Origin of the sequence: Prevotella sp. P3-122, assembly GCF_002251365.1 — a bacterium.
Classification (GTDB): domain Bacteria; phylum Bacteroidota; class Bacteroidia; order Bacteroidales; family Bacteroidaceae; genus Prevotella.
The window spans coordinates 186,945-209,910 of sequence record NZ_NPJH01000079.1 but is presented as its reverse complement, the minus strand read 5'-3'; the positions used below and the strand labels follow the sequence as shown (position 1 = coordinate 209,910).

General features: G+C 50.3%; 23 protein-coding genes and 4 pseudogenes. 13 read left to right on the top strand and 14 right to left on the bottom strand.

Annotation, left to right across the window (positions count from 1 at the left end):
- Window positions 1–230: 230 nt before the first annotated feature.
- From CIL02_RS12865 to CIL02_RS12845, 5 genes are all read right to left on the bottom strand, one after another.
- A complete protein-coding gene (locus tag CIL02_RS12865; protein WP_094402284.1) occupies window positions 231–1,199 on the bottom strand; it encodes a permease in 969 nt (322 codons plus the stop codon).
- A gap of 19 nt (window positions 1,200–1,218) precedes the next feature.
- Window positions 1,219–1,926, bottom strand: a complete 708-nt coding sequence (locus CIL02_RS12860) for an aromatic aminobenezylarsenical efflux permease ArsG family transporter (protein ID WP_094402282.1) — start codon at window positions 1,924–1,926, stop codon at window positions 1,219–1,221.
- Window positions 1,926–2,318 (bottom strand): nitrophenyl compound nitroreductase subunit ArsF family protein, encoded by a 393-nt coding sequence (locus CIL02_RS12855; protein ID WP_141210231.1) that lies wholly within the window; start codon window positions 2,316–2,318, stop codon window positions 1,926–1,928. Before CIL02_RS12855 ends, CIL02_RS12860 begins: the two co-directional genes overlap by 1 nt.
- A gap of 11 nt (window positions 2,319–2,329) precedes the next feature.
- The gene (locus tag CIL02_RS12850; protein WP_094402278.1) at window positions 2,330–2,560 is read right to left on the bottom strand and encodes a thioredoxin family protein; all 231 of its coding nucleotides are present in this window, start codon (window positions 2,558–2,560) and stop codon (window positions 2,330–2,332) included.
- Window positions 2,561–2,715: 155 nt separating this feature from the next.
- Window positions 2,716–3,045, bottom strand: coding sequence for a helix-turn-helix transcriptional regulator (locus CIL02_RS12845; RefSeq protein ID WP_094402276.1), 330 nt, complete (start codon window positions 3,043–3,045; stop codon window positions 2,716–2,718).
- Between the two features lie 192 nt (window positions 3,046–3,237).
- On the opposite strand from CIL02_RS12845, the gene CIL02_RS12840 reads away from it, so the two are divergent.
- Both CIL02_RS12840 and CIL02_RS12835 read left to right on the top strand, forming a co-directional pair.
- The gene (locus CIL02_RS12840) at window positions 3,238–3,498 is read left to right on the top strand and encodes a hypothetical protein (RefSeq protein WP_141210230.1); all 261 of its coding nucleotides are present in this window, start codon (window positions 3,238–3,240) and stop codon (window positions 3,496–3,498) included.
- Between the two features lie 184 nt (window positions 3,499–3,682).
- Window positions 3,683–3,862: pseudogene (locus CIL02_RS12835) on the top strand (PD-(D/E)XK nuclease domain-containing protein); the annotation flags it as partial.
- Between the two features lie 173 nt (window positions 3,863–4,035).
- On the opposite strand, the gene CIL02_RS12830 reads toward CIL02_RS12835, so the two are convergent.
- Window positions 4,036–4,440, bottom strand: a complete 405-nt coding sequence (locus CIL02_RS12830; protein WP_170935099.1) for a DUF4476 domain-containing protein — start codon at window positions 4,438–4,440, stop codon at window positions 4,036–4,038.
- A gap of 384 nt (window positions 4,441–4,824) precedes the next feature.
- Between CIL02_RS12830 and CIL02_RS12825 the strand changes: the two genes are divergently transcribed.
- A complete protein-coding gene (locus CIL02_RS12825) occupies window positions 4,825–5,046 on the top strand; it encodes a hypothetical protein (RefSeq protein ID WP_170935090.1) in 222 nt (73 codons plus the stop codon).
- Window positions 5,047–5,048: 2 nt separating this feature from the next.
- Window positions 5,049–5,218, top strand: a pseudogene (locus tag CIL02_RS16765) (IS5/IS1182 family transposase); the annotation flags it as partial.
- On the opposite strand, the gene CIL02_RS12820 reads toward CIL02_RS16765, so the two are convergent.
- The 4 genes from CIL02_RS12820 to CIL02_RS12805 form a co-directional block, all read right to left on the bottom strand.
- Entirely contained in the window at window positions 5,184–5,591 is a 408-nt protein-coding gene (locus CIL02_RS12820) for a helix-turn-helix domain-containing protein (protein ID WP_094402323.1), read from the bottom strand. The pseudogene CIL02_RS16765 and the gene CIL02_RS12820 overlap by 35 nt on opposite strands.
- Window positions 5,592–5,657: 66 nt before the next feature.
- Window positions 5,658–6,053, bottom strand: a complete 396-nt coding sequence (locus tag CIL02_RS12815; RefSeq protein WP_094402265.1) for a cupin domain-containing protein — start codon at window positions 6,051–6,053, stop codon at window positions 5,658–5,660.
- Window positions 6,054–6,244: 191 nt separating this feature from the next.
- A complete protein-coding gene (locus CIL02_RS12810) occupies window positions 6,245–6,703 on the bottom strand; it encodes a Fur family transcriptional regulator (protein WP_094402263.1) in 459 nt (152 codons plus the stop codon).
- Between the two features lie 18 nt (window positions 6,704–6,721).
- Complete coding sequence (locus CIL02_RS12805) at window positions 6,722–7,792, bottom strand: SO_0444 family Cu/Zn efflux transporter (RefSeq protein ID WP_094402262.1); 1,071 nt, start codon at window positions 7,790–7,792, stop codon at window positions 6,722–6,724.
- Window positions 7,793–8,620: 828 nt separating this feature from the next.
- Here CIL02_RS12805 and CIL02_RS12800 point away from each other — a divergent pair.
- The 9 genes from CIL02_RS12800 to mfd all read left to right on the top strand — a co-directional run bounded on the left by CIL02_RS12800 (window position 8,621) and on the right by mfd (window position 18,870).
- On the top strand, window positions 8,621–8,962 hold the full coding sequence (locus CIL02_RS12800) for a septum formation initiator family protein (protein WP_094402260.1): 342 nt from the start codon (window positions 8,621–8,623) through the stop codon (window positions 8,960–8,962).
- Complete coding sequence (locus CIL02_RS12795) at window positions 8,946–9,362, top strand: hypothetical protein (protein WP_094402259.1); 417 nt, start codon at window positions 8,946–8,948, stop codon at window positions 9,360–9,362. The genes CIL02_RS12800 and CIL02_RS12795 overlap by 17 nt, the downstream gene beginning before the upstream one ends.
- 125 nt (window positions 9,363–9,487) lie before the next feature.
- On the top strand, window positions 9,488–10,264 hold the full coding sequence (locus CIL02_RS12790; protein WP_094402257.1) for a DUF4369 domain-containing protein: 777 nt from the start codon (window positions 9,488–9,490) through the stop codon (window positions 10,262–10,264).
- 62 nt (window positions 10,265–10,326) lie between these two features.
- Window positions 10,327–11,670, top strand: a complete 1,344-nt coding sequence (locus tag CIL02_RS12785) for a dihydroorotase (protein ID WP_094402255.1) — start codon at window positions 10,327–10,329, stop codon at window positions 11,668–11,670.
- On the top strand, window positions 11,654–12,460 hold the full coding sequence (locus tag CIL02_RS12780) for a vitamin B12 dependent-methionine synthase activation domain-containing protein (RefSeq protein WP_094402254.1): 807 nt from the start codon (window positions 11,654–11,656) through the stop codon (window positions 12,458–12,460). The genes CIL02_RS12785 and CIL02_RS12780 overlap by 17 nt, the downstream gene beginning before the upstream one ends.
- A gap of 18 nt (window positions 12,461–12,478) precedes the next feature.
- The gene (locus CIL02_RS12775) at window positions 12,479–13,648 is read left to right on the top strand and encodes a metallophosphoesterase (protein ID WP_094402252.1); all 1,170 of its coding nucleotides are present in this window, start codon (window positions 12,479–12,481) and stop codon (window positions 13,646–13,648) included.
- Between the two features lie 88 nt (window positions 13,649–13,736).
- Window positions 13,737–14,495, top strand: coding sequence for a 1-acyl-sn-glycerol-3-phosphate acyltransferase (locus CIL02_RS12770; RefSeq protein ID WP_094402250.1), 759 nt, complete (start codon window positions 13,737–13,739; stop codon window positions 14,493–14,495).
- A gap of 107 nt (window positions 14,496–14,602) precedes the next feature.
- Window positions 14,603–15,352, top strand: a complete 750-nt coding sequence (locus CIL02_RS12765; RefSeq protein ID WP_094402321.1) for a polyprenol monophosphomannose synthase — start codon at window positions 14,603–14,605, stop codon at window positions 15,350–15,352.
- A 62-nt stretch (window positions 15,353–15,414) separates the two neighbouring features.
- On the top strand, window positions 15,415–18,870 hold the full coding sequence (gene mfd / locus CIL02_RS12760; RefSeq protein WP_094402248.1) for a transcription-repair coupling factor: 3,456 nt from the start codon (window positions 15,415–15,417) through the stop codon (window positions 18,868–18,870).
- 33 nt (window positions 18,871–18,903) lie between these two features.
- On the opposite strand, the gene CIL02_RS16760 is transcribed toward mfd, so the two are convergent.
- The 4 genes and pseudogenes from CIL02_RS16760 to CIL02_RS12750 all read right to left on the bottom strand — a co-directional run bounded on the left by CIL02_RS16760 (window position 18,904) and on the right by CIL02_RS12750 (window position 22,919).
- Entirely contained in the window at window positions 18,904–20,091 is a 1,188-nt protein-coding gene (locus CIL02_RS16760; RefSeq protein WP_240513694.1) for a D-alanyl-D-alanine carboxypeptidase/D-alanyl-D-alanine-endopeptidase, read from the bottom strand.
- Between the two features lie 78 nt (window positions 20,092–20,169).
- Window positions 20,170–21,069: pseudogene (locus CIL02_RS16755) on the bottom strand (cation diffusion facilitator family transporter); the annotation flags it as partial.
- Window positions 21,070–21,225: 156 nt separating this feature from the next.
- Window positions 21,226–21,393, bottom strand: a pseudogene (locus tag CIL02_RS16420) (Ppx/GppA family phosphatase); the annotation flags it as partial.
- Between the two features lie 281 nt (window positions 21,394–21,674).
- Window positions 21,675–22,919, bottom strand: coding sequence for an energy transducer TonB (locus tag CIL02_RS12750; RefSeq protein WP_094402245.1), 1,245 nt, complete (start codon window positions 22,917–22,919; stop codon window positions 21,675–21,677).
- Between the last annotated feature and the right edge of the window lie 47 nt (window positions 22,920–22,966).

The window sequence follows — 22,966 nt, the reverse complement described above, 5'->3', positions numbered from 1 at the left end:
ACAGCAAGGAAGTCGTCATAGGAGGGACGTGACGTGGATTTCAATATGTCCAAGAAAAGACTTTAATTTCTTTCAAACATTAAAGTTTTTATAGTACGTTAGGGGGCGATGGCAAAAGGACAGGGGACGGGTCAATGTACAGGACAATTGCAAGGCGGATTACCTGACTTCGTAGCAGGAAACCAGCTTCGTGTGTTATTTGCAATCAGTATATTCATTATCTGAATCAACTACAATACCATATTGAACAACCATCCCAGCAGGATGATGAACAGGGCAATGGTGCCGAAGAAGATGCCTATGAGCCTCATGTTCATCACTTTCTTGAGCATGGTGGCTTCTGGCAGGGAGAGACCTACTACCGACATCATGAACGCCAAGGCTGTGCCCAATGCAACCCCTTTGGCTACAAATACCTGCACTACAGGTACGATGCCAGCGGCATTGGCATACATCGGAACGGCAAGCACGACTGCTAATGGGACGGCATACCAATGTTCGCCGCTCAGATAGGCTTCAAAGAATCCACTTGGTACATAACCATGTATGGCGGCCCCGATGCCTATGCCAATGATGACATAGAGGAGTACACCGCGTACTATTCCCAATGCTTCCTTGGCAATTTGAGGCAATCGTCCGATAATGGAAGATTGCGACGTTTCCATTTCCTCCTGCGGGATATTGTTCATCTGTAGCATCTGCTGTACCCAGGGACTAAGATGTTTCTCCAATTTCATCTTCCCCAGAACATAACCGCCAATCATGCCAAGGCATATTCCGCTGACGACGTAAACCGTGGTGACCTTCCATCCGAAAGTGCCAGCAAACATTGCCACTGCCACCTCGTTGACAAGAGGCGAAGTGATGAGGAAAGAGAAGGTCACGCCCAAGGGGATGCCTCCCTTGACAAATCCGATGAACAACGGTATGCTTGAACAGGAACAGAAGGGAGTGATGGCTCCAAACAGCGAGGCAAGCAGATACTGCATCCCATAGAGCTTCCTTGATGTGAGGAAGTTGCGCAGTCTTTCCACTGGGAAAAAGGCATTGACAATGCCCATTATGATGCTGATTACAAACAACAGAATGACAATCTTCAATGTGTCATACACAAAGAAGTTCAGTGCCTCTCCCAGATGAGTGGTGGCATCTATGCCACATATATCATATATAAGCCAATCGGCGAATTGCTGTATCATAAGTCTTGTTTGATAAATACTATAAAATAATCGTGACAGTATAATATAAGCCTACAAGGATGAAGAGGATGGCTACGAGACGGTTGAACCAACGCTGGAAAATGGCTATCTTGCCCATCACCCTGCCTAACGACTGCATGCTGTAAGCGATAATCCATGCTGCCACAAGCACAGGAAGGGAGGTGGCAATGGCATAGACCACGGGCAATAAGTAACCGCCTGACTCTACTGCCGACATGGGGATGAGCATGCCGAAATAGAGCATGCCGCTGGTGGGGCAGAAAGCCATGGCAAAGAGCACACCGAGGATGAAGGCACCCAATGCTCCTTGTGTCCAACTGCCTGATGCCTGACCCGAAAAGCCGAACTTCGGCAAATGGAGCAGATGACCAAACAGCATGAACAGGCCGATGAGAACAAGGGCCGGTCCAAGAATCCATTCTCCGATGGTGCTTATCGCATCCTGAATGCCAAAGGCATCCTTGCCCTTGCGGATGAGGAATATCAGGGCTGCACCCAGGGCTGAATAGGCGACAGTTCTCCCTAAGGTATAAAGCAAACCTAAGTAGAAGACCTTCCGTCGGTTGTCTATCTCTCGTCCGAGATAGGCCACCGCAGTAAGATTGGTGGCAAGCGGGCATGGACTGACTGCGGTCAGAATCCCCAATATCAGGGCAGTGACCACTGGCACCGAACTGCTGTCGAGTAACGAATATAGCCAATCCATTATTTCAATGCTTTAGTGATTTCTTCTTTCACTATCTTCTTAAATTCTGCGGGATTTCTCTTGGCGTATTGGAAGCCTTGGCGAGTGAGGTCGGTGCGGGTCTCCTTGCCATTCTTGTCAATCTTCACGATAAAGAGCGAAGAGAAACTCACCTTGTGGTCAGCAGCGACAGGTTTGCCTTGCTCTGTTGAGAAATCAATGACCTTCATACCTATCTTCTTGTTCTTCTGCCAGGAGGCAAAACTCTCGTCCAGCACTTCCTTCGCACATTTCTCTATGCTGCGGCATGTGATGCAACGCTGCTTGCCGTGGAAATAGCGAACCTCCACACGCTGTGCCTGCATGACGAGTGCCATCATGCAAGCCACCATTGACAACAATACTCTTTTCATGGTAATACGGATTATTTCAATAGTTGTATAAGTTCCTTCTCACTCTTCTGACCTCGCGCCACAACCTGGCCGTCCACCACAAGTGCTGGCAGCGACATCACGTTATACTGCATCTGCTCCATGATGTCGCTCACAGCCGACACCTTCGCGTCGATGCCATTCTCTTTTACTACCTTCTCGACAAGGGCGAGATACTTCTGATTGCAGGCACAGCTGCTTACTAAAACCTTTACGTCTTTCATAAATTAAACGTCTTTTATAAATGAATATTTATTGTTTTTCGTTATCGTTTTCGTTATCGTTTTCGTTTATTATTTATTGTTTATCGTAGAATAACGATTATATAGCTCCAAATAATAGCGTATGCCGTTGTTTTCGCTCAGGCATACGCTTAGTCTTACTGGCAGCAATCCTTGTCCTTGCAGATTTCCGTCTGGAAGAACTCGGTAAAGAGTTCCTTGGCATACTCCCAGTTTTCACGCACTATGCAGTATTTTACTTTGGGGGTTTCAATCTCCCCTTGTATAAGTCCTGCATCTTTCAGTTCCTTAAGATGTTGGCTCACCGTGGCCTGTGCTATGGGCAGTTCCTCATGAATGTCGCCGAAATAGCAAGTCTCTTGTTTGGCGAGGAATTTCATGATGGCAATGCGGGCAGGATGTCCCAGAGCCTTGGCAAACCTTGCCAATGTCTCAGTCTTGATACAATATGTTTTCTTTTCAGCCATAATCAATGATGAATAATTAATTCTTGTGCAAAGGTAAACGATAATATTCAATTACGCAAAACAATCATCGTAATATTACGATTACTTAACAATGACGAGAGCTTCTTAAGCCGTTCTGCAAATAACATATCTCATAGATATATTACTTCTCTATCTATTTGCAATATCAGTTTCTTTTCGTATTTTTGCGGTGTGGAATTGTCGTTGGAGGAATTTAATGTGCCTTGCGAGAATGCCTCGACACCTGTCCCTATGCTTTATCAGAGTGGCTATCTTACTATAGATTATTATAATAAGGAGGACGATGTATATGTACTTCACTTTCCCAACTACGAGGTGTGCCAAGGCATGGTGTATAGCTTCCTTGCCCTACGACATCATCACCCGCAAGGAATGGATGGCGAAGAAGAAAAAGGCTCAGTGAAAAAACGGTTCATCAGAAATATGGAGTGACGGATGGGGACTCCTAAATGAAGGCAATGCTTTGCGTGGGCAGTTGCAAAGCTTTGCGTGAGAGTTGGGCTGAACTGGCACAGAAATATCTGACCTATTCTGGATAAGAGAAAAGTGGGAAAATACTCACCCTAGGGGAACTTAGCCCACAGGAAATTTCTACTGAGCCAAGAAAAAGGAGACATTTTATAAGTTGTTGATGTACGTTGTGTTCTCGTTGCTCAACAGCAAGGTGGACACAGAGGTAAAAAGTGTTTTCGGTCGTGCCGATGTGGTCATAAAGACCAAGGACAACATCTATGTCCTCGAACTGAAGGTGGACGACTCTGGGGATAATGCCTTGGCTCATATAGATTCCAAGTGATACGCCATCCCCTACGAAGCCGACGGGCGCACAATAACAAAATGCGGAGTTGCCATCTCCTCAGAGGTTAGAAATATCACGCATTGGCGTGCAGTGGATAATGAAGGCAAGGTCATCGACGAGCAGAGGTTCTGACCCTGTCTTTCATTATCGCCGAAAAATTATACATCATCCTAACGCCTGCAACCTCCAATAATCCTTGCCGCCTCATCTTTCTCACTTTGGAATGAGAGTTGGTCGAATATGATGTAGGCACGATGTGGATCGACAATGCGTGGTGCCATGAGTCTGAGTGCCGCAAGTTTCTTGTCGCCAAACGAGAATATACTCATCATTGTCGCACACTGCTCACAGGAATAAAACGCCCCAAGACTGGCCACCTCGATGAGATCCATCTTGCGGTCATCGAAGCTGGTGTTTTTTACCTTATTATATAATATAGCGAACTTATCGTCGCTGAGACGAAGTTCCACCATCGCACTTGGGGCATGCATACGTCTATGCCTCTGAGCCTGAACGTCAACAGCTCCCAATGTCAAACAGGAGAGCAACAGAAAAACAAACAGATTCCTTTTCATAATAATTGCCATTTTTGTTTTTCTGCAAAGGTAATTCCTGTTGGCATATTGTGCAAGGGAATTTCCCTACAAGATAATATGAGAATTCCTATTATGGCAGCCCTAAGGATTTCCCATTTTTTACAATAAAAATGGTCAAAACGTTTTGTATGTATTCTTATGTGTAACCTTCGCCTCACATCGTTCTTTATAGTACCTTGCATTGCGCATAGTGGCATTAAATAGTGGCAAACAGTTGATTTTTGGTGGTGAAAGTGCGGAGGAAAAATTTGCATGAATCATTAGAATGAGTAATTTTGCAGGGTCGATTCATTCAACAAATTGACTCTCTGGTATTAATCAGAGATGTTGATGAACAAAACATTGCAATTTTTGAAAAAAACAATGATTATCACTATGGTTCTGGCAGGACTCCTCGGCATGGCAAATGCCCAAAACACCTCCAATACAGAAGGACATGTGCAGTCGGCCACGGCAATTAGTCGCGTGTTGGGCGACGGACGTAAGGTGGAAACCATCGTGCCACCTGGTTTGTTGCATACGGTATTGAAGGAGTGCAAGACTGGCTATTTGAGCAGCACAAGTAGAACTGTATTGGTTGTGTAGTCATGCTGGATTCCAAGCATCCGCTGTTCAAGTTGGCAAACATGGTCGATTGGTCACTCTTCGAAAACACCTTCACTCCGCTGTTCTGTACGGACAACGGCTGTCCTCCCAGCCAATCCGCCTGATGACAGGCTTGCTTATGCTGAAGCACCTTCGCAATGTGTCCGACGAGCAGAAGTTTTGATTCTGTCTTTCATTATCGCCGCAAAATTGTCGATAGCCCAATCCACCATAGGACGACAGGCAGCCATAAAGGAATGGGCACGTGGAGTAAGCGTGTATTCGGTGTGAGGCGGCACTTCGGCATAAACCTTACGCACGAGGAAACCGTCGGCTTCAAGGTTTCTTAATGTCGATGTCAACACCTTCTGGGATATGTCGGGAATGGCCTTCCTTATGTCAGAGAAGCGCATAGGCTCTTGGTGGTGCATCATTTGGTGCATCAGCAAGAGTGACCATTTGTCGCCTATCCGCGCCAGAATGTTGCGTACGGGACAATCGGGGAATAAAGTATCGCCCAGACAGATATTGTTGTTTTTATCCATATACCATAAAACGTGAAAGGCATCAGGATTATTGTCTTTCACGTTTTTGATTTCTTTGTAAGGGAGTTATTGCTCCACTACACCGTCGCCCATGGTATATTGTTCGAGTGAGCCGGCTTTTGCTTGGATGCAAATATATACCAAAGGTTCGTTGCCCGTGCATTTGGTATTGCGGCTTACAGATGGCGCAACCCTGACGATACTGCCCGAAGCGACAGGTTCTTCCTTGCCGTCAAGAATGAATGCGCCTTCTCCGCTCAACACCACATATACTTCCTCGTTCTGTTTGTGATGATGGAAAAACGGTACTGTGCATCCCGGTGCAAGTGTGCCGAACGACACTTCCATGGATGTTGTGTTAAGAATATCCTTCACAAATGCTTTTCCCTCAAAAGAGGCAATGTCTCCGACAGTGGCGATGCTATAGCCCTCTGACGATGTCTGTAATTCTGCTTGGTTCATAATACTGATTCCTTTATTGTTTTAACGCTGCAAAGTTACTTGTTTATCCTGATTCCAGCAAGAACTAACAGCCGAGGCAGTTAGTAACCTTTAGGAAACTATTGCTTATAACCAACAATTTACAATACAATCATTTATGAATTATTAACTGACAAAAGTTTCGGAAGTAATATTCACCCTGTTTCGGAAATCTAATTGCGTCCTTTGATCGCTGGGAGAAGTTTCTTTCTGCATTTCTCACACAATCCCTTTATGACATATTCAGACTCGACAACAGTAAAGGTGTCTGGAATCGGTACTTGCGGAATCATGATGTTATCAAGGCAGATGGTCTTGTGGCATTTGATGCACGTAAGGTGAACATGTCCCCGATGATGGAGTTCATGCCCGCCTTCTTTCAATTCGCATCGGCACAGGCAATATTTCTGTTTGCCAGAGCCATCATCAATATGGTGAAGGATGTGTTTTTCTGCGAACAATGTCAGTGTACGATAGACAGAAGATTCATCCATATAAGGTATCTTCGCCAGAATGTCCGAAAACGAAAAGGTTCCTTGCACGGTTTCATGCAGGGTTTGGAGCACAAGCAGGCGATTCGCTGTCATACGAATGCCTGCCTGTTTTAGTATTTCTTCATATTTTTGATTCATAACTTTCCTCTTATCCTGTCAATGACAATGCGGTTTGTGATAGTGTTGCCAAAGGGCATTGAGCAGCAATATGCCAAGTGCTATGGTGCTACTCCAGTTCAACCACGAAGCCCTTTCCTCCATACCGCAACTGCCGGTAGTCAATGATATATGGAACCACTCGGCAGGAAGCAGATAATCAACTGCATGTCCCCAGAGAATGGCCATGGTGATGATAGAAACGAGGTAAAGCACCAATGATTTGCGGCCTAAAGCCTTGTTAATCACCAGGATTGATGCCATATTGCATGCAGGACCAGCCATGAGCAGTACAAGTGCAGCTCCAGGCGTAAGCCCCTTCATCATCAGTGCAACAGCAATCGGAATGGAGCCTGTTGCACAAATGTACATGGGAATGGCTATACAAAGCACGAGAAGCATGCTCAGTTGGGTGTTGCCACGAAACAAGGCAAAGAAATCATCTGGCACAAACACCGTTATCAGTCCTGCTATTACAAGACCCACCACAAGCCATTTGCCTATATCCTCCATCATCTCAACAAATCCGAATCTCAGGGCTTCACGCATCTTGCCAAGGAAGCCATCGTGATGGGACTCTCCTTGAACGTGATGACAGGAGCAAGTGTTTTCTTCATGACTGTGCTCATGCTGACAGCAACAAGTGTTTGCCGATATATCAGCCGAAACTACTTCCTCCTTATCTCCAAATTTGTTGATCAGCCAACCACCCATTATGGCATTGCAGAAAGCTGCAATAGGACGGATAATGGCAAACGGAAGTCCAAGGATAGAGTAAGTGGCAATGATACTGTCAACACCCGTTTCTGGTGTAGCAATGAGGAAAGAAGCCGTAGCACCCCTGGATGCCCCTTGTTTTCTAAGCGACATGGCTGTTGGTATCACTCCACAAGAGCACAATGGTAGCGGAATACCGAACAAGGCACCATAGAACACGGACTTGAAACCTTTGCCACCGAGATAGCGGTTATACACCATGCCTGGAACAAAAGCATGCATCATACCTGCAAAAAAGAATCCCAAAAGAAGATAGGGAGACATCTCATTGATAAGATTTAAAACCTCTTGCATATCAAATATTTGTTTCTGAGTTTACTTTTCGAATGCAAAGGTACTGAATCTTTGTTGCAAGTCAAAGGCATTTTGGGTCATCTGACATTTCGAGTGATTACCATTTATAGCAGTGTGGTCTGTATTTGTTACCTTCATTGCCGATAAGGTTATAAATCTTGTCTGTGGCGTATTCATATTTGCGGTTCATGCTATATCTCGAGTGACAATATATTGTTGCGTGGTCGATGCATATATATATAATTGCCGATAAGGTTAATAACCTTTCGGGCGTAAGGTTCATGCTATATCTCGAGTGACAATATATTGTTGCGTGGTCAATGCATATATATAATTGCCGATAAGGTTAATAACCTTACGCCTGCAAGGTTAATAACCTTAAGGCTGTAAGGTTATTAACCTTATCAGGGATGCAAACGTATTCATCTCCTATGGCAAACGGTTTCACCCACTTCATTTAATAATTAGGGTGTACAGTTTGATGTGAGAAAAATCAGTAGCAACGCCCTGAACCAAAGGTCGCCGGCTGCAAGGAAAGGCAAAGGGCAAAAGCGTTATTTGTCCTTCTGTTATCTACGCTTTTGCGCTTACAGCGCGACCATCACCTACATGAAATAACCCAGGGTGCCGCTACGCTCTACCCTGGGCTATGCGCTTTTGCGCTTACAGCGCGATAATTACTCCTTTGCCCTTTGCCCTTTGCCCTTTGCCCTCAGTCCTTCGACCTTCGCCCTTCGCTCTCAATAGCACAATCATAAATTATGTGAAAGATATTAGGATTTCGTGAAAAAGTCGTAACTTTGCCAATCGTATCAACAAATTATACTTATGGGTAAGAAAATAGGAATAGTATGGAACATTCTCGCCCGCTACAAATATGTCATTGTCATTGTGGTGGGCATTGTTGTCGTAGGCTTTGTTGACGACAACAGTTTTGTACAGAGGGTGAAGTACGACATGGAGATAGAGGACCTGAAAGAGCAGATAGCCCAATATAATAAGGTACACGAGAAGGATGCCAAGGCTCTGAGGGAGCTGAAGCACAATCCGCGTGCTATAGAGAAGATAGCGCGTGAGAAGTATTTCATGAAAACGGATGATGAGGACGTTTTTGTCCTGAGTGATGACATACAGTTTACGGAGGACCGCAATGATGAGACAGTTAAATAGGGTACAGACGGTGATATTCCTTCTCGGTGGTATGCTCATGGTAGCCGGTGCCGGCTGCTATGTCATGATGTGGCAGCAGCGTGTGGTCTGCTGGATATTCCTTGTCGGCTCAGTGATGTTCAGCCTCATGCAGACCATGCAGGTGTATACTGGAACCGAGCTGGTACTGCGCCGCCTGAAGAACATACAGGGTCTGGCGAGCCTGCTGTTTGTCATCTCTGGAGTGCTGATGGCCGACAGTGCCTATGGTTTTTTCAGGCCGATGTTCGACAATATAACAGATTACATAGAGATAGTGTACAATAAGTGGGTAGTGCTGTTGCTTGTCGCGGCCCTGCTTGAGGTGTATACAACCCATCGTATAAACAACGAACTATCCAAAAAAAACCTAAAAGAATAGGCACTATCTTTAAATAGCGCAAAAATATTATCTCTGCTTCGCATAATGATATTATCTTTGCAATAACTACGAAAAATGAGATATCGGACAGATATAGTCCACGCAAAGGAAAGCAACTACAACTTATGAGCAAGATTATATATGCTGTGGCCGCTGTATTGGCCATGACGTCATGTGCAAACTCTTTCAACATTGAAGGCACGTCAAGCCTGTCGAACCTCGACGGGCAGAAACTGTATCTAAAGGTCTTTGCCGATACGGCGTTCAGGGATGTCGACTCCTGCGATGTCATACACGGACAGTTCCGCTTCTCCGGAACCGTTGACTCCACCCAGGTTGCCAACATCTTCCTCGACGGTACACCAGCCCTGCCTGTAGTGCTTGAGAGTGGCAACATCACGATAAAGATAGACAACATGCAGCAGAGCGTCACCGGAACTCCTCTCAACGAGGAATTGTCGGCCTTTGCCACCAAGTATCAGCAGCTCGTCAGCGCCAGTGCCGACCTCGTACACAAGCACGACCAGGCCATCATGGACGGCAAGGACATGGCGGCGGTGACGAGGGATCTGCAGGCAGAGGATGCGGAGATTAGCGCAAAGCTCGACAAGCTTGTCACCACGTTCATTGAGGACAACATGGACAATGTGCTTGGTCCCTGGGTATTTATGACCACCTGCACCACACGCTACCAGTACCCGATGCTCGACGCATGGATAGAGGACATCATGAGCAAGGCTACTGACAAATTCAAGAGTAATCCCCTTGTTAAGGAATATTACGAGAAGGCCACCGAGAACCAGCAAATCATGAATGGCATGAGGGACGTTGATGACGCGCCTGTCACGGCTCCCGTGCCGGAGGCTGCCAACCCAAGCGAGCTTGCCAAACCGGCAGAGTAGGGTGACAGAGGCTGACGACGGCAGGTAGCGGTATTCCGGCAACAACAACGATAGCACACACTATGAGACAAACTTTAATAACCAATGGCCGCATCGTCAACGAGGGACAGTCGTTCGACGGATTTGTTGTCATTGAGGGAGACAGCATCAAGAGTATTGGCAAAGGAGAGGCACCCCGTGGAGACTACGATGAGACTGTAGACGCCACGGGGTGTCTCGTATTGCCGGGCATCATAGACGACCACGTACACTTCCGTGAGCCGGGGCTCACCCATAAGGCCGACATGGCCAGCGAGTCGAGAGCCGCTGCGGCCGGTGGCGTGACATCATATCTGGACATGCCCAATACGGTGCCACAGACAACAACCCTGGAGGCGCTTCAGGACAAGCGCGACAGGGCAAGGCGGAAGAGCCTTGTCAACTATGGCTTCTTCTTTGGCGCCACCAATGGCAACTCCGATCTCTTCGCCTCGCTCGACCGCCATGCCGTGCCAGGCATCAAGCTCTTCATGGGCTCCAGCACCGGCAACATGCTTGTAGACAAGTATGGCTCGCTGCTGAAGGTGTTCGCCGAGGCTGCGCGCTTAGGACTGCCCGTCATGGCGCATTGTGAGGATACTGACATAATAAACCGCAACATGGAGCAAATGAAGAAGGCGTATGGCGATGACCCCGACGTGATGCTCCATCCGCTGATACGCTCCGAGGAAGCCTGCTTCGAGTCGGCGGCGTTGGCTGCTGCCCTTGCCCGCCAGTTTGGCACCCGCCTGCACATAGCCCATGTCAGCACCGGGCGAGAGCTGGCATTGGCGGCCGACAATGTCACCCTTGAGGCCACGGTGGCCCATCTGTTCTTCAGCAGTGCCGACTATGCGCAGAAGGGCAGTCTGATAAAATGCAACCCTGCCATCAAGCGGCCCGAGGACCGTGAGGCACTGAGGAGGGGTATTGCCGATGGCACCATCAGTGTGGTTGGTACCGACCACGCCCCCCATCTGCTGGCCGACAAGCAGGGTGGTGCGGCTAAGGCAACATCGGGTATGCCGATGGTGCAGTTCTCGCTCCTCACCATGCTGGAGCTTGCCGACAAGGGCGTTGTTACGATGGAGCGGCTGGTGGAGCTAATGTGCCACAATCCTGCCCGCCTGTTCTCGATAAGCAGACGAGGCTTCCTGCGCGCCGGCTACCATGCCGACATTGCCATTGTGCAGAGGGGCGAGCCGTGGACTGTAGGGAAAGACATTATCCTGAGCAAGTGCAAGTGGAGCCCTATGGAAGGACACTGCTACGACTGGCGAGTGAGGAGGACCATCTGCAACGGACATACCGTCTATGCCGATGGCCATGTCATAGACGATACTTTGGGACAGGAACTGACATTCAGGACTGATGACAATACATTATAATATATGTGAGCTGACAGACTATATCAGCTGGCCGTATTTCTACCATTCGTGGGGAATGTCCGGCAAGGCCGGCCCCGAGCGTGAGCGGCTGCGTGAGGAAGCTCTTGCGCTTGCCCGTTCGTGGGACGGACGCTACAAGGTGCATGCCAAGGTGCTGATAGCTGATGCCAACTCCGACGGCGACGACATTGTCTTGTCTGACGGGACAAGGCTTCCTATGCTCAGGCAGCAGGGCATTGCCGCCTGCGGACAGCCTAATCTCTGCCTTGCAGACTTCGTGCGTCCGCTGTCGCAAGGCGTTGCCGACCGCGTAGGATTTTTTGCCACAAGTGTCGATGCGGCCATGGTGAGCCGATGCTCCTGCGACTGCTACGACAAGATGCTTGCGCAGACCGTTGCCGACCGCCTGGCCGAGGCCGCAGCCGAGAAGCTGCACCATTACGTCAGGACACAATACTGGGGATATGCTCCCGACGAGGATTTGTCTATTGCAGACATGCTCGCAGGCCGCTATCAGGGCATAAGGCCGGCGGCAGGCTATCCCTCGCTGCCCGACATGAGCATCAATTTCGTCATTGACAAGGTGCTGGGCATGGGCGAGATAGGCATACGCCTCACCGGGAGTGGCATGATGCAGCCCCATGCTTCCGTGTCAGGACTGATGTTTGCGCATCCCAAGGCGCGGTATTTCGATGTTGGCCCCATAGGGAATGACCAGCTGAGCGACTATGCGCGAAGGCGTGGGCTGCCGTTGGAACTGGTGTCACGTTTCCTGAGGCGCAACCAGTGAGCCCCTCAGAACAATTATATGATAGCAAGAATACTGATACCCGTCATATTGCTCATAGTGCTTCCCGACCTGTATGTCGACGTGCACTATCTGCGCCACCGCAGCAGCTACGTGTGGTGGAAGCGGCTATTGTGGTGGTTGCCAAGTCTGCTGATGCTTGCCTACAGCGTGGCAATTGCCTCGACGCGTGATTTCGTGCCCGACGAGATGGTGTTCATCAATGTCTACATGATGCTTGTAGGCATTGTCGTTATGCCCAAGGCCATTTTCGCCCTGTTCTCGTCGGCAGGGTATCTTTTGTGCCGCCTTCGGCACCGGCGCGCCAATTGGGGTAACATACTGTGGCTGCCCGTAGCCCTTTTCCAGATATACATAGTATGCTATGGCTTCATCTTCGGCTTCGGGAAACTGGAGGTCCGGCATCTTGACCTCTACTTTGACGATCTTCCGAAGGAGTTCGACGGCTACCGCATCGTCCATTTCTCGGATGCCCATGTCGGTACATTCCAGTACGACCGCCGCCAACTGCTGCAAAGGGATGTAGACAGCATCAATGCGCAGCATGCCGACATGGTGGTGTTCACAGGAGATATCCAGAACATGAAGCCGCAGGAGATATATCCCGTGCAGGACATCCTTGCACAGGTCAAGGCTCCCGATGGAGTATATTCCGTGCTGGGCAATCACGACTATAGCATTTACACCCATGTGCCTCCGGCTGTGGCTCAGGCAAATATTGCAGAGACTGTAGCGCGTCAGCAGAGGGCAGGATGGAATGTCCTGCGCAACGAGCACCGTGTAATCAGGCGTGGAACAGACTCGCTCGTTGTGGCGGGCGAGGAGAATGGAGGACGCAAGCCGTCGCCGGCCCTTGCCGATATTGGCAAGACATTGAGGGGAGTGGGCAACGATGCCTTCGTGGTGATGCTTCAGCACGACCCGTCGGTATGGCGCAATCAGATATTGCCATCGTCACACGTGCAGCTGACCCTGAGCGGCCACACCCATGCCGGGCAGGTGTCGCTCTTTGGCCTGCGACCAACCATGCTCACTGCCAAGGAAGACTATGGACTGTATATGGACGGCAACAGGCAACTTTACGTCACGTCAGGACTCGCTGGGGTGTTGGCCATGCGGTTTGGGGCTACAGCAGAGATTGCTGTCATTACGTTGCGCCGGGCGTTATGAATAAATCGACTTTTGCAAGTGGTAAAAAGGAGATAAAAGGAGATAAGTGAAGATAAAAGGAGATAAATGAAATAATAAAAAATGAGATATGAAGTACGTTTATCGACTCTACCAATTGTTTATCTGTCTGCCACTGTTTCTTGTGGCATCGGTATTGACATCGGTTGTGACCATCTTGGGCTGCTGTGTTGGCAACGGTCATTTCTGGGGCTACTATCCCGGCAAGCTATGGTCGTGGTTCACCGTCAGGCTGTTCCTTCTGCCCGTAAGGGTTGAGGGACGTGAGAACCTGTCGCCTGGCCAGTCGTATGTTTTCGTGAGCAACCATCAGGGATCATTCGACATATTCCTTGTCTATGGTTTCCTGGGGCGAAACTTCAAGTGGATGATGAAGCGCCAGCTGCGCAGCATGCCCTTCGTAGGCATGGCATGCGAGTATTCGCACCAGATATTTGTCGACAAGCGCGGCCCCAAGAAGATTAAGGAGACATACGACAAGGCCCGCAAGACTCTGAGCGGGGGCATGTCGCTGGTGGTCTTCCCCGAGGGTGCCCGCACGTTTACTGGACACATGGGAGTGTTCAGGCGTGGAGCCTTCATGCTTGCCGACGAGCTGCAGCTGCCCGTGGTTCCTCTTACCATCAACGGCTCGTTTGATGTCATGCCGCGCATGAGGGACTTCCGCTGGGTGACGTGGCATCCGCTGACGCTAACCATACATAAGCCCATATACCCAATAGGGCAGGGCAAGGATAATGTTGCCAATGCTGAGGAGAAAAGCTATGAGGTTGTGATGTCGGCATTGGAGGAGCAATACCGCGGATTTGTAGAGAACCCTGACCAGTGATGGGGCATATTGCTTGCCTTATATGCCATAGGGGTAAAAAAAAATGCCTTCGGCTTGGTGAAATTAAAGAATTTGCATATCTTTGCAGCAAACAATAGATGAATATCATGCAGGAAAGTGATTCAATAGTTATCATTCCAACCTATAACGAGATGGAGAACATCGAGAAGATTATCCGTGCCGTGTTGGGATTGGAGAAAAACTTTCATATACTTGTTATCGATGACAATAGTCCCGACAAGACGGGTGACGAGGTAGAGAGACTCATAAAGACGGAGTTTGGAGGACGGCTCTTCATCGTCCACCGCTCAGGCAAGCTTGGTCTGGGTACCGCCTACATACAGGGCTTCAAGTGGGCCTTGGAGCACGGCTACGACTATATCTTCGAGATGGATGCCGACTTCAGCCATGACCCCAACGACCTGCCAAGGCTCTATGCAGCCTGCCATGATGAGGGATACGACCTTGCCATAGGCAGCAGGTATGTCAGTGGCGTCAATGTTGTCAATTGGCCTATAGGCCGTGTGCTCATGAGCTATTTCGCATCGAAGTACGTACGCTTCGTCACAGGCTTTAAGGTACACGACACTACGGCGGGCTTCAAGTGCTACCGCCGGCGGGTGCTTGAGACTATTCCGCTTGACGAGGTTCGCTTCAAGGGGTATGGCTTCCAGATAGAGATGAAGTTTACCGCCTACAAGATAGGATTTAAGATAAAGGAAGTACCAGTGATATTCGTCAACCGCCGCGAGGGTGTGAGCAAGATGAGCGGTGGTATTTTCGGTGAGGCGTTCTTCGGTGTCATGCGTCTGAGATTGGACGGATGGTTCCGCAAGTATCCGCACATGCCTGCATAGTTTGTTCTAAAAAAGGTGACAAGGTAACAGGCATTCTACGAACAGGAATAATCAATATCCCCATGGAGATAAGACAAATGGCGACGCTCTACGGCAAATTGCCGCAGTACGCCGCCTTTCTTGAACTTCTTGCCGACGAAAAGGTAAGGACTGTCGCGTTGCAGGGACTTGTGGCGTCGTCTGCACCAGTATTTTTCGCGTCGCTCTTCGAGCGTATGTCACGCACCGTGCTATTTATCCTCAACGACCCCGACGAGGCCGGCTACTTCTATAACGACCTCTCGCAGATGCTTGGCCAGCAGCACACGCTCTTTTTCCCGTCTTCCTATCGCCGTGCGGTAAAGTACGGCCAGCGCGACGCTGCCAACGAGATACTACGCACAGAGGTGCTGGCAAGGCTCTCTGCCGGCGACAACGTATATATCGTGACCTGCCCCGAGGCTTTATCCGAGCTTGTGGCCGGGCGTAAGGTTGTGGATGAGCGGATGCTCACATTAGAGGTTGGACAGCGGCTCGGCACAACGTCATTGGCTCATACCCTGCGTGAGTATGGTTTTGCCGAAGTGGACTATGTCTATGAGCCGGGACAGTTTGCACAGCGAGGCAGCATCATCGACGTGTTCTCGTTCTCATCGGAATATCCTTTCCGCATAGACTTCTTCGGTGACGAGGTGGACACTATCCGCACTTTCGACGTGCAAGACCAGCTGTCGCGCGAGAGGAAGCAGAAGATAGAGATAGTCCCGGAGCTGGCCTTGGCCGATGCCGAGAAGATACCTTTTACTGACTATCTGCCCGCTGACACGCTGCTTGTTGTCCGTGACCTCACGTTTGTGAGCGATACCATAGACCGCATCTGGAACGAGGGCTTCTCGTCGCAGGCATATACCGACCGTCTGGCAGACGCTACCGAGATGGAACGTCAGCAGATAATGAGAGAGATGGACAAGCAGCTCTCTCTGCTTAGCGCAACGGCATTCATGCGCTCCGTGTCGGGAATGAGGCGGGTGGTATTGTCGCCGTCGGCAGCAGGAGGCAGGGATGAGGATATTGCCCAGGCAAGCCTTTCATTCAATATCTCTCCACAGCCGCTGTTCCATAAGAACTTCGACATGCTCAGGCAGACGCTCACACAGTATGCCGAGGTGGGCTACACCTTATATATACTTGCAGACAGCAGCAAGCAGCAGCAGAGACTGAAGGAGATTCTGTCTCCGCAGACCATCAGCGGAGATGACTACAATATGCAGGCAAACCCCAATATGGGGGCTGAGGGACTTGGCTTCGAGCCTGTCGACCATGCGCTTCACGAGGGCTTTGCCGACAATAGCCTCCGCGCATGTTTCTTCACCGACCATCAGATTTTCGACCGCTTCCATAAGTACAGCCTGCGCAGCGACTCGGCAAGAGCAGGAAAGATGGCGCTCACCATGAAGGAGCTGCAGGAGATGGAGCCTGGCGACTATATAGTGCATGTAGACCTTGGGGTAGGAAAGTTCGGAGGACTCATAAGAGTGCCGTCGGGTGACGGCTATCAGGAAGTAATCCGCATTATCTACCAGAACAACGACAAGGTGGATGTCTCCATACACTCGCTCTACAAGATTGCCAAGTACCGCCGGGCTGATACCGGAGAGCCGCCACGCCTGAGCACTCTTGGCACTGGCGCATGGGAACGGCTCAAGCAAAAGGCCAAGACCAGGATAAAGGACATTGCCCGCGACCTGATAAAACTGTACGCCAAACGCCGTCACGAGAAAGGCTTCGCCTTCAGTGCGGACAACTTCATGCAGCACGAGCTGGAGGCCAGCTTCCTCTACGAGGACACTCCCGACCAGCTGAAGGCTACGCAGGAGGTAAAGGCCGACATGGAGCGGGCGGCACCCATGGACAGGCTTGTCTGTGGTGACGTGGGATTTGGCAAGACGGAGGTGGCTGTCAGGGCCGCCTTCAAGGCTGCCTGCGACTCAAAGCAGGTGGCGGTCCTCGTGCCTACCACGGTGCTTGCGCTGCAGCATTACCAGACGTTCCGCGACCGTCTGCGCGACTTCCCCGTCAGGGTGGACTATCTGTCGAGGGCACGCACGGCCAAGCAGACACGGCAGGTGCTCGAGGACCTGGAGGCTGGGCGCATTGACATCATCGTGGGTACCCACAAGCTTATTGGCAAGAACGTGAAATGGCACGACATAGGACTGCTCATCATTGACGAGGAGCAGAAATTCGGCGTTGCTGTAAAGGAAAAACTCAGAAAGCTGAAATCAAACATAGACACTCTCACCATGTCGGCAACCCCGATACCGAGGACGTTGCAGTTCTCGCTTATGGGAGCGCGAGACATGAGCATAATGCGCACGCCGCCGCCCAACCGCCATCCAATATATACCCAGCTCTCCACATACGGACATGAGGTGATTGCCGATGCCATAAACTTCGAGATGAGCCGCAACGGACAAGTGTTCTTTGTCAACGACCGCATATCGTCGTTGACGGAGATAGAAAGGCTTATTCTGAAATATGTCCCTGACTGCCGCATTGCCATCGGACACGGGCAGATGCCGCCAGAGCAACTTGAGAATATCGTATTGGGATTTGTCAACCACGACTATGACGTGCTGCTCTCGACGACTATTGTCGAGAACGGAATAGATATTCCCAACGCCAACACCATCATCATCAACGATGCGCATAAGTTCGGACTCTCCGACTTGCATCAGATGCGCGGACGCGTGGGACGCAGCAACCGCAAGGCGTTCTGCTATCTGCTCGCACCGCCCAAGAGCGTACTTCGACCCGAGGCAAGACGCAGGCTCGAGGCTCTGGAGACTTTCTCCGAGCTGGGCAGCGGCTTCAACCTTGCCATGCAGGACCTCGACATACGTGGTGCGGGTAACCTGCTTGGAGCAGAGCAGAGCGGATTTATGGAAGACTTGGGATATGAGACCTATCAGAAAATTCTCAGCCAGGCTGTTACCGAACTGAGGAATGACGAGTTTGCTGAGTTGTACGATGCTACGGCCGGCAATGCTCCTGCCTTCTCCGGCGAGGACTTCGTAGAGGACTGTGCCATAGAGAGCGACCTGGAGATGTATTTCCCCGAGACCTATGTGCCGGGAAGCTCCGAGCGAATGCTCCTATACCGTGAGCTGGACTCTATTGTCGAGGACCGCGATCTCGACATCTACAGGCAGCGGCTTGTCGACCGCTTCGGGCCAGTGCCCAAGGAGGGAGAGGAACTCATGCAGGTGGTGCTCCTCCGCAGGCTTGGCAAGAGGCTGGGATGCGAGAAGATTATTCTAAAGCAGGGAATAATGAACATGCAGTTCGTGTCGAACAACGACAGTCCGTATTACCGCAGTTCCACGTTCGGGCAGATAATCAACTATGTCACCATGAACGTACGCCGTTGCGAATTGAGGGAGACAAGGGGCAAGAGGCTCATGCATGTGAAAGAAGTTGCGTCAGTGACAGATGCCGTGGCTATACTGAAGGCCATCGTGGCGATGAAGTCTGCTTGACCATAGGCTACGGGGCAATGTGCCTCGGCCGCCCTATTTCACCATAGCCTCGCACAGCTTCCGCTGCAGCACCCTTGCGTCGAGCACCGACATCCTGCTGTCCATGATGGCGAAGGCAAGCATGTGGCCGTTGGAGCCCTCGCATAGTCCGGCGAGCGAGCTGATGCCATAAGGGTGGGAGAGGGTGCCAGTCTTGCCCTTGACCTTGCCGCGTACTTTTTGTCCGCACATCTCGCGTGCCAGGGTGCCGTCAACGCCTGCTATGGACAGGTTGCGCTCGAGCATCCCTCTTATGTCCTTGTCCTTGTAGCCATATTCCAGAATTGCCGTAAGGGCGTTTGGCGACAACCTGTTGTATACGCACAGGCCGCATCCGTCGTGTATGACAATACGGCTGTCGCGGTGGCCAAGTTTACTGCGCAGGAAATTCTTTAGATATATCACACCTGAGGGAACAGGATGCTTTTGAGGCCTGAAATGGTGGCCTATGGTATAGAGCATGGCTGTGGCTTGGGTGTTAGAGCTGTTTTTCCACATTCTTTTCACTACGTCCTCTATACTGCGTGTGGAGGTATATACGGTTGTAAAACCTTCGGGAACGCGCGCCATCACTATCTGGCTGTCACGGGTGGCTATGCCTTGGCCACGGAGAGTAGCACGTAGTGCCCTCACAATCCTCTTGTCACCCTTGTACAGCAGTCCGTACTTAGAGAAGGTAAGGTCCCACGGAAACCAGTGTTCCTCGCTTGTCACTGGTTCAGCTACAACAAGGTCGACAATCAGCTTCCCGGAGACGGCCTTCACTCCCTTGTCCTTCAGGGCTTTGGCAAAAGGCTGCAGGTCGGCCTCCATAAGCTGTGGATCCAGTCCGGCCTTGAAGGCTATGTCGCCCTTCAGCGTACCTTCGGCATCGACATTTCCCCGCATAGCCAGCGTGGTCTCGTATTGGTAGTCGCATCCCAGAAGGTGCAGGCCAGCGATGCCCGACAGCAGCTTCATGCACGACGCCGAGGGCAGAGCCATGTTCTCGTTGTATGAGTAGACGGTCTTCTCTGCTGTAAGGTCGTATACCTTGAAGGCGAAATCGCCTTGTGGCCGTGGGCTGTTGGCAAAGTCGGCCAGCCGGCTTCTCAGAGCGGTGTCTACGGGTATGTTGTTTCTATGTACTACAGAGTCTGCCTCCTCTTTATTGTTGTCTGAGCATCCGCATCCTGTTGTCATGGTTAGCGTAGCTGCGGCAATCAACAGTATGGGCAGCATACATCTTGTTTTCGTCGGCTCTACATATCTGCCGTCTACCTTGGTAGGTTCCAGATGCAGGGCTATGAAGGTGCTTTCGCCGAAATGCTCGCGCAGTTTGCGCTCTATGCTCGACGCATGCTCATGGGCATGGTATAGCGTGGTTTCGCCCGGTAGCCTGACGTGCATTGATATGGCGATGTTGTTGCCTATGCGCCGTGTGCGCAGATGGTGCATGCTGCTCACGCACGGCTCCTTGCCAACGATGCTCTCTATTTCCTCTTCCATGTCATGTGGCAGGCTCTTTTCCATAAGCTCGTCGGTAGACTGTTTGAGGAGCTTCAGTGCTGCCCCCATGATGAAGAAGCTCACTATGATGGCGGCTATGGAGTCGAGCACGGCCCAGTTGCTGCCAAGGAGTATGGCTCCACCGACTCCAAGGAATGTTCCTACTGACGACAGCGAGTCGGAACGGTGGTGCCAGGCGTTTGCCACTACGGCCTGTGAGCCTACACGCTTGCCCACAGCCACGGTAAACCTGTATGCCCACTCCTTGAGCAGTATGCTCGCCATGGCTGCCGCCAAGGCTACCCAGCCGGGTGTGCGGAGAGCTTTGCCCATGACGGCAAGGCATGTGTCGTAGATGCCGTTGTAGCAGATCATGGCGCCGACCACGAGCAATGACATGCCTATTATGGCTGAGGCAAGAGTCTCGTATTTGCCGTGACCATAGTCATGGTCCTCGTCCTCGGGCTTGTTTCCTATGCGCACGAATACCAGTACCACGATGTCAGTGGCGAAGTCGGACAGAGAGTGGACGGCATCGGCTATCATGGCGGCGGAGTTGCCTATGATGCCAGCCGCAAACTTTATGATGAGTAGTGCCACGTTGACGAGACTTCCCATGATGGTGACATGATATATTTCTCCCTCGCGGCTTCTTTTTTTACATTTCTGCATCTCGATATGATGTTGTTTCATAAATTAACGTAGCATGTGTTGTTTTATTGTATAATGTGTATATACAACAAAAAATCAACCTTCACGTCACCGGAAGTGGTGACGTGAAGATTGAAGAAAACGTTTATTTATTATCCGCATGGCCTCGCGGCCTCATTACATCAGATCGTTGATGATGCCGTCGGCAAGGCCGAGGCTTGGCACAAGGATGCGTTGTGCCCCGGAGTGGTCGGCAACCATGAGGAATATGCTTGCCGCAGGCACGATGACGTCGGCACGGTCGGGCTTCAGGTTGTAGGTCTCCATTCTCTTCTCCACACATAAGCGACTAAAGGGAGCGAGATTCGGCTCTGCCGCTCTCCTAAGAGAGAACTTCTCATAACTCCTTTTAACTCCTAAAGTTCTTCGCAAAGCGAAGCGGCAAAGCCGAGCGGAGCACATGCGAAACTTAAATTCTGTTACTGACGGCAATGAGGCCGAATAACGAAAGTTCCCGCCTGCAGCTCTCACGAGCGGCGGGCGGGAATGTCTAGCTTGACAATTGTTGTGTACTACTAAAACCTAATATATGTTATGGTGGGAATTTTTTTAGACCTCACCTTGTGTCATTGACCGAAGTAGTTGGGAAGTGGGTTGTTGATACTTACAATTGGCTCATGGGTGCCAACGGCATGCTGTATGACACTTGGCAATCCGGAGCGGAGCCACACTTCTGTCACCATGATGCCGTCGCCACGGTCGAAGGTCAGCTTGAAGCAGTTGTCGCTAACCCATGTTATCTTGTTTTTGCTGCCATATTGTAATATTTCGTTGTCGGAGATGTATGTCACGTCGCGCAGGATGCAATAGAACCGGGAATCCGGTTTCCGCTCAAGGTCGTAGATGTGCAGGTAGTGCGTGTCATCAAATATTTGGTATAGTTTCTGATGTCCCTCAATCAGCATGTCCATGCCCTCAATGTCCTTTAAGACTCCAAGGCGGTACCAGCATCCGGCAAACTTGTTCTTACCACCGGACTTACGGCTTATCATGCTGATGATTTTTCTCATAAGCGGTATACTGTCGTTGCATGTCTCGTACAGCTCGGTAATGTATTGCTGACCGGGGTATGGCGAGTGGTCGCTGTCTGGATGGTACCACATCATGGTAAAGCCGTCCTTGTTGCTGTTGAATATCCTTTTTTCCTTATTTGCATTCATACCTGTATAGTTGAAAGGTGCATGGTCGTTGTCGGATAACATCACATGGTAGTCGAGGATAGGGTCAGTAGCGTTGTATCCCTTATATATGTTCAGCTGAAGTGTGGCACTGTCTGTACAGTATTTGTACTGGTTGTAGTCCTGGTAATGGGAACTGTTGCCCTCATAGAGGGTTCTCATCAGATGGAACAGTCCCCTGGGGTTGTCTGTCCCATTGTTGTCCTGTCTGGCATATTCGCTGTAGATATTGCCAGTACCTTTTCCACTGCGCGTCTGCTTGGCATTGAAGGTTACGGGTATGGTGAAGCGCATGCTCACGTTGACACCCTTGTCTTGGGCGGGCTTCCATCTGGGCATCAAGAGTATCACGCGCATAACCTCCTTGCTAAGTCGCGAGTCGGGTGACTTTATTATCTCAGGAACGGAGACGTTGCCCTGTGCATCGATAACGAACATTACGACAACACGGCCACCCTTGTTTTCCTTGCGGCAGTCTTCAGGGTATTTGATGTTGTTGACTATAAACTTCCACAAGGCAGACGTGCCACCAGGAAATTCCGCCACTACCTCGGGCGCGTCGTATACCTTGTCATGTGCTGCTGCCAGCAGAGACACGAGGAACAATAACGATGTGAATAATGCTTTTTTCATGTTGTTTATGTTTTAGTTATTGGTGATTATCTGTTGCTTAAAGTGGG